15 protein-coding genes are annotated in these 14378 nt (G+C 64.5%); 14 read left to right on the forward strand and 1 reads right to left on the reverse strand.

Going from position 1 to position 14378, the window contains the following annotated elements:
* Positions 1-20 precede the first annotated feature (20 nt).
* The 5 genes from PQR08_RS02505 to PQR08_RS02525 all read left to right on the forward strand — a co-directional run bounded on the left by PQR08_RS02505 (position 21) and on the right by PQR08_RS02525 (position 3677).
* Complete coding sequence (locus PQR08_RS02505; protein ID WP_035501306.1) at positions 21-1016, forward strand: 2-hydroxyacid dehydrogenase; 996 nt, start codon at positions 21-23, stop codon at positions 1014-1016.
* 12 nt (positions 1017-1028) lie between these two features.
* Positions 1029-1700 (forward strand): hypothetical protein, encoded by a 672-nt coding sequence (locus PQR08_RS02510; protein WP_250485552.1) that lies wholly within the window; start codon positions 1029-1031, stop codon positions 1698-1700.
* 345 nt (positions 1701-2045) lie between these two features.
* The gene (locus PQR08_RS02515) at positions 2046-2519 is read left to right on the forward strand and encodes a glycine zipper family protein (RefSeq protein ID WP_408161039.1); all 474 of its coding nucleotides are present in this window, start codon (positions 2046-2048) and stop codon (positions 2517-2519) included.
* Positions 2520-2554: 35 nt separating this feature from the next.
* Positions 2555-3142 (forward strand): hypothetical protein, encoded by a 588-nt coding sequence (locus PQR08_RS02520; RefSeq protein ID WP_250485545.1) that lies wholly within the window; start codon positions 2555-2557, stop codon positions 3140-3142.
* A gap of 22 nt (positions 3143-3164) precedes the next feature.
* Positions 3165-3677: a hypothetical protein gene (locus tag PQR08_RS02525; protein WP_187603995.1), complete on the forward strand. Its 513-nt coding sequence runs from the start codon at positions 3165-3167 to the stop codon at positions 3675-3677.
* Between the two features lie 9 nt (positions 3678-3686).
* Here PQR08_RS02525 and PQR08_RS02530 read toward each other — a convergent pair whose 3' ends face one another.
* A complete protein-coding gene (locus PQR08_RS02530) occupies positions 3687-4658 on the reverse strand; it encodes a hypothetical protein (RefSeq protein ID WP_187603996.1) in 972 nt (323 codons plus the stop codon).
* A 215-nt stretch (positions 4659-4873) separates the two neighbouring features.
* On the opposite strand from PQR08_RS02530, the gene PQR08_RS02535 reads away from it, so the two are divergent.
* The 9 genes from PQR08_RS02535 (at position 4874) to PQR08_RS02575 (ending at position 14375) form a co-directional block, all read left to right on the forward strand.
* A complete protein-coding gene (locus PQR08_RS02535; protein ID WP_035501314.1) occupies positions 4874-5086 on the forward strand; it encodes a DUF2964 family protein in 213 nt (70 codons plus the stop codon).
* 58 nt (positions 5087-5144) lie between these two features.
* Entirely contained in the window at positions 5145-5402 is a 258-nt protein-coding gene (locus PQR08_RS02540) for an RNA recognition motif domain-containing protein (protein ID WP_187603997.1), read from the forward strand.
* A 22-nt stretch (positions 5403-5424) separates the two neighbouring features.
* The gene (gene ppk2, locus PQR08_RS02545) at positions 5425-6258 is read left to right on the forward strand and encodes a polyphosphate kinase 2 (protein WP_250485544.1); all 834 of its coding nucleotides are present in this window, start codon (positions 5425-5427) and stop codon (positions 6256-6258) included.
* A gap of 27 nt (positions 6259-6285) precedes the next feature.
* Positions 6286-7980, forward strand: coding sequence for a SulP family inorganic anion transporter (locus PQR08_RS02550; protein WP_250485543.1), 1695 nt, complete (start codon positions 6286-6288; stop codon positions 7978-7980).
* Between the two features lie 148 nt (positions 7981-8128).
* The gene (locus PQR08_RS02555; RefSeq protein ID WP_250485542.1) at positions 8129-10420 is read left to right on the forward strand and encodes a DUF3141 domain-containing protein; all 2292 of its coding nucleotides are present in this window, start codon (positions 8129-8131) and stop codon (positions 10418-10420) included.
* Between the two features lie 38 nt (positions 10421-10458).
* Positions 10459-11397, forward strand: a complete 939-nt coding sequence (locus tag PQR08_RS02560; protein ID WP_187604001.1) for a phosphate acetyltransferase — start codon at positions 10459-10461, stop codon at positions 11395-11397.
* A 3-nt stretch (positions 11398-11400) separates the two neighbouring features.
* Positions 11401-12591, forward strand: coding sequence for an acetate/propionate family kinase (locus PQR08_RS02565; protein ID WP_250485541.1), 1191 nt, complete (start codon positions 11401-11403; stop codon positions 12589-12591).
* Positions 12588-13370: an enoyl-ACP reductase FabI gene (fabI, locus tag PQR08_RS02570; RefSeq protein WP_035501325.1), complete on the forward strand. Its 783-nt coding sequence runs from the start codon at positions 12588-12590 to the stop codon at positions 13368-13370. Before PQR08_RS02565 ends, fabI begins: the two co-directional genes overlap by 4 nt.
* Before the next feature lie 3 nt (positions 13371-13373).
* Positions 13374-14375, forward strand: coding sequence for a hypothetical protein (locus PQR08_RS02575; RefSeq protein WP_250485540.1), 1002 nt, complete (start codon positions 13374-13376; stop codon positions 14373-14375).
* The last annotated feature ends 3 nt before the right edge of the window (positions 14376-14378 follow it).

Below are 14378 nucleotides of genomic sequence, written 5' to 3' on the forward strand. Positions count from 1 at the left end.
AAAATCTGAAGGAGCGCATCATGGAAGTGGCGATCTACAGCTCGACGCCCTACGAGCGTGAGTATCTCGACGAAGCAAACAAGATCGAGAAGCATAAGCTCAGATACCACGACATGTCGCTCGATATGGACACGGTCGAACTCGCGGCGGGCTATGGCGCCGTCTGCATCTTTGTCAATGACAAGGCGGACGCCGAGGTGCTCGAAGCGCTGCACAAGGGCGGCACGCGTCTGGTCGCGCTGCGCTGCACGGGCTTCAATAATGTCGATCTCGCGGCCGCCGCGAAGCTCGGCATCAGGGTCGTTCGCGTCGTCAATTACTCGCCGAACTCGGTGGCGGAACACGCGGTTGCGCTCTTGCTCGCGATCAATCGCAAGGTGCATCGCGCGTACAACCGCACGCGCGATTCGAACTTCTCGCTCGACGGCCTCATCGGCTTCGATCTGTACGGCAAGACGGTGGCTGTCGTGGGCACGGGCAAGATCGGCTGCGTCTTCGCGAAGATCATGCAGGGCTTCGGCTGCAATGTGATCGGCTACGATCCGTATCCGTCGAAACAATTCGAGGCGCTGGGGCTGCACTATGCGACGCCCGGCGAGATCGGCGAGCGCGCGGATATCGTCGCGCTGTTCTGTCCGCTGACGCCGCAGACGCATCACATCATCAATTCCGAGTCGCTCAGGCGTGCAAAGCGCGGCGCGCTGCTCGTCAACACGAGCCGCGGCGCGCTGATCGACACGGAAGCCGTCATCGAGGCGCTCAAAACCGGCCAGCTCGGCGGTCTCGCGATCGATGTGTACGAACAGGAAGCGGATCTCTTCTTCCGCGATCTGTCGAGCGAAATCATCACCGACGACATTTTCCAGCGGCTCGTCTCGTTCCCGAATGTCATCGTGACGGGACATCAGGCTTATCTGACCCGCGAAGCATTGACGACGATCTGCGAAACCACGCTGCAGAGCATTACGGCTTTCGAAAAGAACGCGCCTCTGGAAAACGAGGTGAAGGTCAAATAGCGGCGCGTGCCGATGACCACCGGAGAGTCGCCGAAAGAACGCGCGCGCGAGCCCGTGCTCGACACTGTGGATCGCGTGTCGGAACTATGCTTCGGCCTGTTCATGGCGTTGACGTTCGTCGGCACGGTATCGGCGGCGACGGGCGGCGAGGCCGCGGGGCACAAGATGCTGTACACGGCCATCGGCTGCAATCTCGCGTGGGGTCTCGCCGATGCCGTCATGTATCTCGTGCGCACGATCGCGAACCGCGCGCGCAGGCATGCGCTCGCGCTCGCCATACATCGCGAGCCCGATGCGGCGGCGGGCGTGCGCGCGTTGCGCGAGCGCCTGTCCGCGGCACTCGACCCGTTCGTCTCCGACGCCGATCTCGAATCCATCCGCAGGCGCATCGCCGCAAGCGGCAGCCTGCCCGAGCATGCGCGTTTCGTGCGCGACGACTTTCTCGCGGCGCTGGGCATTTTCATCATCATCGTGCTGTCGACCTTTCCTGTCGCCGCGCCTTTTGTGCTCGTCAGGCATGTGCCTACGGCCTTGCTGATTTCGCGCGTGCTGACGCTCGCGATGCTGTTCTTCTGCGGCTTCGCGCTGGGCGGCTATGCGGGCTGGAAGGGCTGGAAAGCAGGGGTTTCGATGATGGCGCTGGGCGTGCTCCTGACGATGGCGATCATCGCTTTAGGCGGGTAGTTAATAGCGCGAAGTGTGCGACGAATGATCGAAATAAACACCTACGCCACCATTCTTGCAATCGATGAAAGGTTCGCATATCTTCGAGAAGTCAATCGGTTCCCAAGGCCGGAATCGCCGCCACCGAATCCCGAAGTCATCCACACCGCAGCACAGCCTGTCGACAGGCGTATTTCACATCCTCACGAAACACGGAAAGCATGCGAGAGCCGCTTTCGCGATGACATTCATTGCGAACAACCACGGTGTCGTGTATCAAAAGAATTGCGGTGCGTCCGCGCAACCGCTCGCGAATCCGATCCGACGCATGCTCTCGAATCGCCCGAACCAAAGCAAGGAGTCGCCATGAATGCAAACAGATTGCGTGCGGGTTGCGCCATCGCGATCGCCGTGATGGCGCTCGATGCCGTTGCGCAGACCAAGCCGATCGCTTACCCGTCCAAAGGTCAGAGTGCGCAGCAACAGCAAAACGACGACGGCGCGTGCTATAGCTGGGCGAAGAGCAACACGGGCATCGACCCGGCGACCGCATCGGCGGCGCCGCCACCGCAAGGCGGCGCCGCCGTGGGTGGCGGCCAGCGCGTGGGCGGCGCGGCGCGCGGCGCGGCGGGCGGTGCGGCGATCGGCGCGATCGCGGGCGATGCGGGCAAGGGCGCGGCCATCGGCGCGGTAACGGGCACGATGGCGGGCGGCGCGCGTGCGCGACAGGAGAAACGCGCGCAGCAGTCGAATGCGCAAGCGCAGAGCCAGGGCGCGATGTCCACGTACTATCGTGCGTGGGCGGCGTGCATGCAGGGACGCGGTTACTCGATCCAGTAACGTCGTGGGGCGCAACTAGAACAAGGAGCGCGATCATGAAGCGCATGAGCTTCGTTGTCTTGTCGTGCCTTGCGATCTCCGCAAGCGCGCTATCCGCCGAGCCCGAAAACGACGTGACCGTCACGCGCGATGCGAACAGCGCCACGGTGCAGGGCGTCGTGAAGGTCACGGCGACGATCGTCGGCATCGATCCGGCGACGCGCACCGTCACGCTGAAAACGCAGGCGGGCAAGGTGATCGAGCTCGAAGTGACGAACGAGGCGCGCAACTTCGATCAGCTCGCGCTCGGCGATGTCGTGACGACGCAGTATCGCGAATCCCTGACGCTGAGTCTCGTCGACAAGAAAACACAGCCGTCGCGCTCGGAGAACGATACCGCCGAACGGGCGCCGCGCGGTGCGAAGCCGGGTGGCGAGTTAGGCCGCGAGGTGACGGTCATCGCGGATGTGATCGGCGTCGATCGTCAAGCGAAGATCGTCACGTTGCGCGGGCCGCGCGGCCAGATCGTGGACTTGCACGTGCAGGACCCGGAACGCCTGAAGCGCGTGAAAAAGGGCGATCAGGTGAAGGCGGTCTATACGGAAGCGCTCGCGATCTCCGTGGAGCCCGCCACGACGAAATAAGCGCAAACGCGGGAGAGACCCAATGAAAAGACGCGTCGCATTTACGTTGACGCAGGGCGTGTGCATCGTCGCCGTCGCGCTCGCCGGCTGCGCGCAGCCCGAACAGCGCGTGCAGCCCGGCATGGACCAGCAGGCGATCGTCGCGAAGCTCGGACCGCCCAAGGAAACCTACGACCTGCCCAACGGCGGCAAGCGCCTCATGTGGCCCACGCAGCCGATGGGATCGACGACCACCGCCGTGGATCTCGATGCGGCAGGCAATACGGTCAGTGTCCGGCAAGTGCTTCAGGAAAACGAGTTCTATCGGGCCGAAGTCAACAAATGGACGCGCAACGACGTGCTGATCGCATTCGGCCGTCCGTTCGAGACGGCGTATTTCAAGCGCATGGATCGGGAGGTGTGGTCGTATCGGTACACGCAGAACAACATCGACCACATGCTGTTTCATTTTTATTTCGACGCTCAGGGCGTCCTCAGGCAGACGCAGAAGCAGCCGGACCCGAAATACGATCCGAGCCAGCGCAACGTGCTCTGACCCGGCGCGCTAGAAGCTGACGGCGAAGCCGAACGACACGCCGTGCACGTTGTGGCCGAACACGTAGCGCACCATCGCCCGCGTGCGCGTGATGACGACGGGATATCTGCTGCTGTCGAGTTCGAGGCCCACGCCGAGCGACGTCAGATCGTTGAAGCCGAGCACGCCGGCGCTGTCGCCGAAGTAATGCGAGTACGCGGTTTCGAGCACGTAGCGCACCGGCCGGTCGAGCGCGGCAAAGCCTGTGGGCGCACGCCAGCGCGCCCACAGGCTGAATTGCTGCGCGGTCGCCGATCCCTGCACCGCGTCGGACGAACTGCCGAAACTGCGCAGATAGATATCGGTTGCGCGGAGTTCGACATCGATCTCGTAGTGTTCGCGGTAATGCTCCAGATCGAGCATCAGCGAGCCGCCGAGGCCGTACGCGTTAAGCGCGCCGTCTTCGAGGAACTGGAGATTGGTGTTGGCGACATGGTTGAACACGGTCTGTGCGACACGCAGATCGCTTGCCACGCGGCCGACCATGCCGTTGAGGATCGGCCGCAGGCGAAGCTCGTCGGTGATCGGGAAATCCCAGCCGATGCCGATGGTCGTGCTGAGCGTGTTCCATTTCGCCGGCACCGGGCGTTGCTGATTGCCGTCGGTCGCGATGAAGGTCGGATCGTAACGGCTGTACGCGACGGTGCCTTCGAGATAGAGCGGAAACGACCGGCTGAGGGTAAAGCCGCCGCCGAGCTGCGTCTGGCCGAAGCCCGGATTGCCGCTCGCGCCGCTGTTGATGGAGAGCGAACTCGTCGTGACGTCCGGCACCGCGGTGTACGACATGATCGCGAGCACGGCGTTCGCGTAGTTCTTGACGTTGGTGCCGACGACGGCTCTTTCCGGCGCGGCCTGCGCGTGCGCGATGGCAGGCGCGACGGCGAGCAGGACGAGCGCCGCAAAGTTGCGCAACCGGCTCGAAGACAGGATCGGCTTTCGCATGTGCGCAGCGCCCGGACGTTGAACGGCTGGTTGGTCGTACGTTGCATTCGGCCGCTCCGCCGATGCGTCATTGCATGCGCGGAGCCGTTGACCGATCCCACGGTCACAAGCAGAGAATGTAGTCTAACGATGGCCGCGCGCCAAGCCCGATGCATACGCGCGCGTACATACGTCCTAAACTGAAATCATTCCGCGCAATGTATCGGGAGACATCGATGAGACTGAACGAGCCGCGCATGGTGGTTGCCTCGATCGGCGTGTTCATCTGGCTCGCCGGCCTTTACTTCACGATGCACGGCGTGCTGTATGACATCAAGCCCGAATTCCGCTACGGCATGTGGGCGCTCGGCATCGGCATTGTGATCTTCGTTGTCGCGTTGAATCCGCTCGCGCAGCGCAGATCGGGAAAGCGCGATCGATCGACCTGACCGGCCGTTCGTGTACTAGGCTATAGAAGCATCACAGAACTCAACGGAGAACTTTGCAATGGGTGACCTCTGGATAGGCAATGTAGACGAGTCCACGACCGACGACGAAATTCGGCAGTTTCTCTGCAATTACGGCTTTCCTCCGTACGATTCGATTCAGCGCGTGCCCGGCACCGGGGAACATCCGGCCGCGGTCGTGACTTTCGATAAGGTCGAGCCGCACGTGCTGCGCACGTTTCAGCCGCGCATCCACAACATGTTCTGGAAAAATCGCACGCTCATGGTGCAGGTTGTGCCCGAGCGCAACGAAACCTGATGGACCACATGGGGAGCCAGCATTGAAAGAAGACAAGGCTGTCAGCGAAACGCGGGGCGTGCGCGAAGGCGCGAGCGTGCATGAGCGCCTGAGCCGGAAACAGTACGAGAAGGAGCTTGCGCGTCTGCACGCCGAGCTCGTCAGGCTGCAGGAATGGGCCGTCTATACGGGCGCGAAGGTCTGTATCGTGTTCGAAGGGCGCGACGGCGCGGGTAAGGGCGGCACGATCAAGGCGATCACCGAGCGCGTGAGTCCGCGCATCTTCCGCGTGATCGCGCTGCCCGCGCCCACCGAGCGCGAGAAGTCGCAGATGTACGTGCAGCGCTATCTGCCGCATCTGCCCGCCGCGGGTGAAATCACGCTGTTCGACCGGAGCTGGTACAACCGCGCGGGCGTCGAACGCGTGATGGGCTTCTGCACCGACGAGCAGGCGACCACCTTCCTGAAAGGTGTGCCGCTCGTGGAGCGCGCGATCATCGACTCGGGCATCATCCTGCTCAAATACTGGCTCGAAGTCGGCCAGGACGAACAGACGCGGCGTCTCGAAGAGCGCATCCACGACGAGCGCAAGATCTGGAAGCTTTCGCCGATGGACCTGCGCTCGTACAGCCGCTGGTACGACTATTCGCGCGCCCGCGACGACATGTTCGAAGCGACCGACACCGATCTCGCGCCGTGGTACGTCGTGCGCTCCGACGACAAGCGCCGTGCGCGCCTCAACCTGATCAGCCATTTGCTGGCGAGCATTCCCTACACGACGGTGCCGCGGGAAAAGGTGAAGCTGCCCAAGCGCCAGAAGGCGGAAGGCTATCGCGAGAGCGACCGGCCGCTGCGTTACGTGCCCGAGCGCTTCTGAGCGCGATATCGGCGCACGGATATCGACATGCCGCCACGCGCGCCCATCGCTGCCGAATGGCTGTTTCATTACGAGAAACGATGGGCGCGCGCCGATACGCTCGCGGGCCTGACGGCGGCGGCCGTCGTCATCCCGAAGGCGCTCGCCTACGCGACGATCGCCGGCCTCCCGGTTCAGGTCGGTCTCTATACGGCATGCGTGCCGATGATTGTCTACGCGTTCACCGGATCGTCGCGCGCGCTTTCCGTCAGCACGACGACCACGCTCGCGATTCTCGCCGCGAACGCGCTGAGCATGACGGTCGGGAGCGACGACGCGCACGCGCTCGCCGTCGCCAGCGCCACGCTTACGATGCTCGTCGGCGCGATGCTCGTCGCGGCGGCGTGCCTGCGCCTCGGCTTCGTCGCGAACTTCATTTCCGAGCCGGTGCTCGTCGGCTTCAAGGCGGGCGTGGCGATCGTCATTGTCATGGATCAGTTGCCGAAGCTGTTCGGCATCCACTATCCGAAAGGCTCGTTCTTTCATAACGCGGGCGCGTTCGTCGCGAGTTTGCCGCATTTCTCGGCGAGCACGCTCGCGCTCGCGGTGCTGACGCTCGCCGCGCTGGTGCTGCTCGAACGCTTCGTGCCGCGCGCGCCGGCGCCGCTGTTCGTCGTCGCGGCGGCGATCATCGCGGTGGCCGTCCTCGATCTGCGCGCGCATGGCGTCGAAACGGTCGGCGCGGTGCCCGCGGGCTTGCCGTCGTGGACAAAGCCGGATCTGGCGCTCGCGCTGAAGCTGTGGCCGGACGCGCTCGGCATCGCGCTGATGAGCTTCACCGAAAGCATCGCGGCGGCACGCGCATTCGCGCGCAACGACGAGCCGGTGCCCGACGCCAACCGCGAACTGCTCGCGACCGGCCTCGCGAACGCGGGCGGCGCATTGCTCGGCGCGATGGTCGCGGGTGGCGGCACGAGCCAGACGGCCGTGAACCGGCAGGCGGGCGCTCGCACGCAACTCGCGGGACTCGTGACGGCGCTGATCGCGCTCGCCGTGATGCTGCTGTTCGCACCGCTGATGGCGTTGATGCCGCACGCAACGCTCGCCGCCGTCGTCGTGTTCTATTCCATCGGGCTTTTCAGCCCCGCCGAGTTCCGCGCGATCCTGAAGATTCGCCGCACCGAGTTCGTCTGGGCGCTGACGGCATGCGCGGGCGTCGTGCTGCTGGGCACGCTGGAGGGCATCGTGGTCGCGATCGTCGTGTCGCTCTTCGCGCTCGCGCATCAGGTGTCGAATCCGCCGGTGTATGCGCTCAAGCGGATGCCGGGCACGAACGTGTTCCGCCGCGATTCGTCGAAACATCCCGACGACGAAGCGTTTCCCGGCATGTTGCTCCTGCGTCCGGAGGGACGGATATTCTTCGCCAATGCGCAACGTGTCGCCGAAAAGATCCGGCCGCTCGTGCGCGAGTCCGGCGCGAAAATCGTCGTGCTGGACCTGAGCCGTGTTTTCGATGTCGAATACACCGCGCTCAAGATGATGATCGAAGCGGACGAGCGCCTCGCCGCGAGCGGCACCACGCTGTGGCTCGCGGGCCTGAATCCGGGCGTGCTCGCGGCGGTGCGGCGCTCGCCGCTCGGTGAACGGCTCGGCGAAACACGCATGTTCTACAACCTCGAACATGTCGTGATGAAGTATCAGGAGATTGCTTCATCCGATGGCGACGCCGGCGCGCGACGTTGAGCCGCCCCTATTTGCCACTTCCCTGTCGCACATTGCGCATATATTTTAATGATGGTATTCAAGTCTTCGGTCCATGCTTTCGTCTCGCCGGCCGATGCATCCGCTTTCAGCGCCATCCCTTGCACGTTCTCTTCGCGGAGGTCACGTCATGCCGTATGCAGATCAACTGGCGCGCAGCCAGGAAATCGCGGATAAAGTCGCGCGCGTGTTCCAGAAGCGCGCTGAACTGGCGCAACAGCAGTTCAGCGAGCGCGCACACGATGCGGGCACGCGTCTTGTCGGCAACGGCAACGCGGATCATTTCAACGGCTACGGTTACGCGCTCGATCTCATGCAGCGCTCGATTCTCTTCTGGGACACGCTGCGTCAGCGCGGCAACAATTTCATCGAGCAGACGAAGCGCGGTCTCGAACCGGTGCTGCATTTCGCGCATGAAATGCTGATCGATGGCCGCACCTTCGCGCGGCCCGTGAACTATGCGCTCTTGCGCATCGTGCCGCCCGAGGGCGTGATCATCGATCCGCTGAAGCGTCCCTATCTCATCATCGATCCGCGCGCGGGGCACGGTCCCGGCATCGGCGGTTTCAAGGACGATTCGCAAGTGGGCGTCGCGTTGCGCGCGGGTCATCCGGTGTACTTCGTCACGTTCTTCCGCGACCCGCAGCCGGGCCAGACGCTGCTCGACGTGTGCGCGGCCGAGCAGCAGTTCGTCAGGCACGTGCGCGAGCTGCATCCCGACAGCGCGAAGCCCGCGATCGTCGGCAACTGTCAGGGCGGCTGGGCCGCGATGATGCTCGCAAGCTCGCAGCCCGACGATACCGGCCCGCTCGTCATCAACGGCGCGCCGATGTCGTACTGGAGCGGCGCATGGAGCGAAGGCGAGGGCGACAACCCGATGCGCTATTCGGGCGGCATGCTGGGCGGCACCTGGCTCGCGTCGCTGACGGCGGACCTCGGCAACGGCAAGTTCGACGGCGCGTATCTCGTCGAGAACTTCGAGAACCTGAATCCCGCGAACAGCTTCTGGGACAAGTACTACACGCTGTTCGCCAACATCGACACCGAGCCTCCGCGCTTTCTCGACTTCGAACGCTGGTGGGGCGGCTATTACCTGATGAACCGCGAAGAGATCGAATGGATCACGCGCAATCTCTTCGTCGGCAACAAGCTATGGTCGGGTGAAGTGAGCGGCGTGTCGGGCGCGTCCTTCGATCTGCGCGCGATCAAGTCGCCGATCATTCTCTTCGCTTCGATGGGCGACAACATCACGCCGCCGCAACAGGCGTTCAACTGGGTCGCGGATATCTACGGCAGCACGGACGAGATCAAGGCGCGCGGACAGGTGATCGTCGGGCTGATGCACAAGAGCATCGGGCACTTGGGCATCTTCGTGAGCGGCAAGGTCGCGAAGAAGGAATACACGCAGATCGCATCGGTGCTGGAGGCGATCGAGTCGTTTCCGCCGGGTCTGTACGGCATGGAGATCGCGGAACGCAAGGGCGAAGGCGGCAAGACCGAATACGACGTGAGCTTTCACGAGCGCCGCCTGGAAGACGTGACGGCGCGCTTCAACCGCTTCGAACGCGTGGACGAGTTGCCGTTCGAAGCGGTGAAGCAGGTATCGGATTTCAATCAGCGCGCCTATGAACTGTTCGCGCAGCCCTTCGTGCAGGCGATGGCCAACGACACCACCGCGAGCATGCTGCGCGCGTTTCATCCATTGCGCGCGCAACGCTGGATGTTCTCGGATTACAACCCGTGGCTCGCATGGCTCGGCCCCGCGGCGGATGCGGTCAGAGCCGCGCGCAAGCCCGCCGCCGCAGACGAACCGCTGCGCCGTGCGGAGCATTGCGGCTCCGACATGATCAGTGCGAGCCTCGATTTCTATCGGGCGATGCGCGATGCGGCGACCGAAGCGATGTTCTTCTCCGTCTACGGCAACATGTTCTCGGCGCATCCCGCGCAACAGCACGAGCCCCGCGAGCATGTCGCCGATCCGCGCGAGCTGCCTTTCGTCCAGGAAGCGCTCGCATCGATCGGGCACGGCGGATATGCGGAGGCCGTCGCGCGCGTCGCGTGCCTGCTGATGCGGCATGACGAGCCGCTGCCGCTCACGCGCATGGTCCTGCGTCAGACGCTCGCGGCCGACTACGCGGAATATCTGCCGCAGATGCCGCGCGATGAATGGCGGCGTATTCGCGGCGAACAGGAAATCGTCGTGCGCTACGAGCCGGAACAGGCGCTCTCGACCTTGCCCGATCTGCTCGACGATAACGACGACCGCAAGAAGCTCCTCACCCTGTTCGACAAGCTGCACGCGGATAGCCGCATGCAAGGCTTCGAGCCGACGGCGGCGCAGCACGAGATGCTCGCGCGCATTCGCGCGGCGCTGCCCGTCAAGGCCGCGCGCGCGCCGAGACGTTCCGCGCCCGCGCACTGAGGCTTGGGCGGCGCATCGCACGTTCACACGGAGGCGGTATGAATCATACGCACGAGAAGTATGAACGGCTCATCGAGGTTTGCAGGACGCTGCCGCCGCTCGTGGTGGCGGTTGTGCATCCGTGCGACCGGACATCGCTGGAAAGCGCAGTCAAGGCGCACGAGATGGGCCTGATCTCGCCGCTTCTCGTCGGGCCGCGCGAGCGCATCCGCGAGGTCGCGGAGGAATGCGGGCTGAACATCGCGGGCTTGCCGATCGTCGATGCGCCGCACAGTCACGCGTCCGCGGAAAAGGCGGTGGAACTCGTGCGCGAGGCGAAAGCCGAAGCGCTCATGAAAGGCAGCCTGCACACCGACGAAGTCATGGCCGCCGTCGTGAAACGCGAAGGCGGCCTGCGCACGCAGCGTCGCGTGTCGCACTGCTTCATCATGGATGTGCCGGGCCACGAGAACGTGCTCATCATCAGCGACGCCGCGATCAATATCGCGCCGACGCTCGCCGACAAGGTCGATATCGTGCAGAACGCGATCGATCTCGGCCACGCGCTGCGTCTCGAAGAGGTCCGGGTCGCGATCCTCTCGGCGATGGAAACGGTCAACCCGAAAGTGCCGTCGACGCTGGAGGCAGCCGCACTCTGCAAGATGGTGGATCGCCATCAGATCACCGGCGCGCTCGTCGATGGCCCGCTCGCGCTCGACAACGCGATCGATCTCGAAGCGGCGAAGACGAAGAAGATCGATTCGCCCGTCGCGGGGCGCGCGAACGTGCTGATCGTGCCGGATCTCGAAGCGGGCAACATGCTCGCGAAGAGCCTCTCGTTTCTGGCGGGCGCGGATGCGGCGGGCATCGTGCTCGGCGCGCGTGTACCGATCATCCTGACGAGCCGCGCCGATTCGCTGCAATCGCGGCTCGCGTCGTGCGCCATCGCATCGCTCGTGGCGTCGAAACGCCGCGAAGAAGCGCAGGTGGCGGGGTAAATCATGGCCGACGTCATTCTGGTTCTCAACGCGGGTTCATCGAGCATCAAGTTCAGCGCGTTCGATGTCGAAGGCAAGGCGCTCGAACTCGTCATGCACGGACAAGTGGAAGGGCTCTTCAGCTCGCCGCATTTCGTCGCGTTCAATGCGAGCGGCGAAAAGACCGGCGAGCATGCATGGGGCGAAGGCGTCAGGCTCGAACATGCCGAAGCCATCGCGCATCTCGGCGCGTTCCTGCGCGGGCATGGCGCGGGGCATCATCTGATCGGCGTGGGGCATCGCGTCGTGCATGGCGGCGCGCATTTCACGAAGCCCGTGCTGACGAGCCCCGAAGTGCTCGACGAACTCGACAAGCTCACGCCGCTCGCGCCGCTGCATCAGCCGCACAATATCAAGCCGATCCGCATCATCGCCGAGCGCAATCCGGGCCTGCCGCAAGTCGCCTGCTTCGATACGGCGTTTCACGCGACGCAGGCGCCGCTCGCGCAGGCGTTCGCGCTGCCCGAATCGATCACGAAGAACGGCGTGCGGCGCTATGGCTTTCATGGCCTCTCGTACGAATACATCGCGAACGCGTTGCCGGATATCGCGCCCGAGGCGGCGAGCGGACGCACGGTCGTCGCGCATCTGGGCAACGGCGCGAGCCTGTGCGCGATGCACGCGGGCAAGAGCGTCGCGAGCACGATGGGCTTCACCGCCGTCGACGGCCTCATGATGGGCACGCGCTGCGGCAATCTCGATCCGGGCGTGATCCTGTATCTGCTCGACGAGCTCGGCATGAACGCACGCGAGATCGAAGACCTGCTGTATCGCCGCTCGGGCTTGCTGGGCGTGTCCGGCATCTCGGGCGACATGCGTGCGCTCCTCGCGAGCAGCGACGAACGCGCGCGTTTCGCCGTCGATCTCTACGTGTATCGCATCGCCCGCGAGATCGGCTCGATGAGCGCCGCGCTGCAAGGGCTCGATGCCATCGTGTTCACGGCGGGCATCGGCGAGCATTCGAAAGAGATACGACAGCGCGTGTGCGAGCAGGCGGCATGGTGGGGCATCGGACTCGATGCGCAAGCCAACGAGAGCGGCGGCCCGCGCATCAGCGCGGCGTCGAGCAAGGTGAGCGCGTGGGTGATTCCGACCAACGAGGAACTGATGATCGCGCGTCACGCATTGACGTTGATCGAAGGAGCATCCGCATGACGCTCACCGTGCCACAGCCCGTGCTGAAGGGCGCGAAGGCGCTCGTCACCGGCATCGCCAACGAGCATTCCATCGCGTACGGCTGCGCGAAGGCGTTCCGCGAACTGGGCGCCGATCTCGCCATCACCTACGCCGACGACAAGGCGCGGCCGTATGTCGAGCCGCTCGCGAAGGATCTCGAAGCGCCGATCTTCATGCCGCTCAACGCATCGAGCGAGGCCGAACTCGACGCGGTGTTCGAGCGCATCGCGAGCGAGTGGGGCACGCTCGATATCCTCGTGCATTCGATCGCGTGGGCGCCGAAGGACGATTTGCAAGGCGGCTTGCTGAACTGCTCGGCGGACGGCTTCGCGAAGGCGATGGACATCTCCTGCCATTCGTTCGTGCGCATGGCGCGGCTCGCGGCGCCGCTCATGAAAAACGGCGGCGCGATGTTCACGATGAGCTATCACGGCGCGAACAAGGTCGTACCCAATTACAACGTGATGGGCCCGGTGAAGGCCGCGCTCGAAGCGTGCGCGCGCTATCTCGCCTACGAGCTCGGGCCGCAGGGCATTCGCGTGCATGCGATCTCGCCGGGCCCGCTCAAGACGCGCGCGGCGTCGGGGCTGAAGGACTTCGACCTGCTGCTGACCGAAGCCGCGGAACGCGCGCCGCTCGGCGAACTGGTGGACATCATGGACGTCGGCTTCACCTGCGCGTTTCTCGCGACGCCTTTCGCGCGGCGGATGTCGGGCGAAACGCTCTATGTGGACGGCGGCGTGCACATCATGGGATGAAGCATGTTCAACTGGCTGTTCAGGCGCGAGGACACCACATCGCGCGAGGACGTCCGGCAGGCGCTCGATCGCATCGTCGCGGTCGCGCCTCAGGTGAAGCTCGCGAATCGTTACGAAGCGCGGATCAAATCGGTCATCGGCAAGACGCTCGACCATGCGCATGAACTCGTCGGCGCGCTGCCCGCGCCGCGCGATGCGACGCCCGGCGCATGGGCGGACGATCCTTATCTGCGCGCGAAGTTCGCGACGCCCGACGACATCACTAAAGTCATCGGCGAGTCCCGCGACGTGCGCGACTGGTTCGACGGCAACATCGCCGCCGACTACGCCTTCGCGGTGCTGGGCGCGACGCTCGTCGAGCGAAGCGTGCTCGTCTCGGCCGTCGAGAACGGCGCGATGCGCTCGGATGTCGCGCGCACGGCGGTAGGCTTCGAAGACAAGCGCATGCGCTTTTGCAGCGACACCGACGAATCGCTCAGGCAGGAACTCGTGCAGCGGATCGTCGAGCAATTCGCGCTCGAAGCGATGTCGCGCGTCGCCGGTCAGGAGGCGCGGCGCGACGCGCTGCAGGAACATCGCGCGCTGCTGAGCGCGCGCATGCACATGCTCGGCCGGCGCGGCGCGGGCATGAGCCGCCTGACCGCCGCCGCCGATGTTTCCGGCGACGCCACGCGGCTCCAGCGCGATTTCGAGGAAAACGAAGCCGCGCTCTCCGCGCTGGGCTCGCCCGCCGATTCCATCGAGACGCAGCTTCAGACGATCGTCGATCTGCTCGCCGATCCGGCGGCGCTCATCTCCATCGCGCACCGCGAGCTGTGCCTGAACCAGATGAATCTGCTGATGGACGCGCGCTGCGACGAACCTCATGCGGATATCGCGATCATGCTCGCGCGCCTGCCGACGCAGCCGCCGCAGACGCGCGCGGTCGAGATCGTGCGCATCGCGCGGCGCGATGTGCCGCCCGCCGGCGCCGCGTTCGACGAGGCCGCGCGTTTCGTGCTGTGACAC

The sequence above is a fragment of the Caballeronia jiangsuensis genome (assembly GCF_046030135.1).
GTDB classification, from domain to species: domain Bacteria; phylum Pseudomonadota; class Gammaproteobacteria; order Burkholderiales; family Burkholderiaceae; genus Caballeronia; species Caballeronia jiangsuensis.

Excerpts from the sequence above, each read along its gene's own strand:
- PQR08_RS02515 (WP_408161039.1), top strand. The coding sequence starts at position 2,046 with ATGAATGCAAACAGATTGCGTGCGGGTTGCGCCATCGCGATCGCCGTG.
- PQR08_RS02565 (WP_250485541.1), top strand. The coding sequence starts at position 11,401 with ATGGCCGACGTCATTCTGGTTCTCAACGCGGGTTCATCGAGCATCAAG.
- PQR08_RS02535 (WP_035501314.1), top strand. The coding sequence starts at position 4,874 with ATGAGACTGAACGAGCCGCGCATGGTGGTTGCCTCGATCGGCGTGTTC.
- PQR08_RS02525 (WP_187603995.1), top strand. The coding sequence starts at position 3,165 with ATGAAAAGACGCGTCGCATTTACGTTGACGCAGGGCGTGTGCATCGTC.
- PQR08_RS02505 (WP_035501306.1), top strand. The coding sequence starts at position 21 with ATGGAAGTGGCGATCTACAGCTCGACGCCCTACGAGCGTGAGTATCTC.
- PQR08_RS02555 (WP_250485542.1), top strand. The coding sequence starts at position 8,129 with ATGCCGTATGCAGATCAACTGGCGCGCAGCCAGGAAATCGCGGATAAA.
- PQR08_RS02520 (WP_250485545.1), top strand. The coding sequence starts at position 2,555 with ATGAAGCGCATGAGCTTCGTTGTCTTGTCGTGCCTTGCGATCTCCGCA.
- PQR08_RS02510 (WP_250485552.1), top strand. The coding sequence starts at position 1,029 with ATGACCACCGGAGAGTCGCCGAAAGAACGCGCGCGCGAGCCCGTGCTC.
- PQR08_RS02530 (WP_187603996.1), bottom strand. The coding sequence starts at position 4,658 with ATGCGAAAGCCGATCCTGTCTTCGAGCCGGTTGCGCAACTTTGCGGCG.
- PQR08_RS02575 (WP_250485540.1), top strand. The coding sequence starts at position 13,374 with ATGTTCAACTGGCTGTTCAGGCGCGAGGACACCACATCGCGCGAGGAC.
- PQR08_RS02550 (WP_250485543.1), top strand. The coding sequence starts at position 6,286 with ATGCCGCCACGCGCGCCCATCGCTGCCGAATGGCTGTTTCATTACGAG.
- PQR08_RS02540 (WP_187603997.1), top strand. The coding sequence starts at position 5,145 with ATGGGTGACCTCTGGATAGGCAATGTAGACGAGTCCACGACCGACGAC.
- PQR08_RS02560 (WP_187604001.1), top strand. The coding sequence starts at position 10,459 with ATGAATCATACGCACGAGAAGTATGAACGGCTCATCGAGGTTTGCAGG.
- fabI (WP_035501325.1), top strand. The coding sequence starts at position 12,588 with ATGACGCTCACCGTGCCACAGCCCGTGCTGAAGGGCGCGAAGGCGCTC.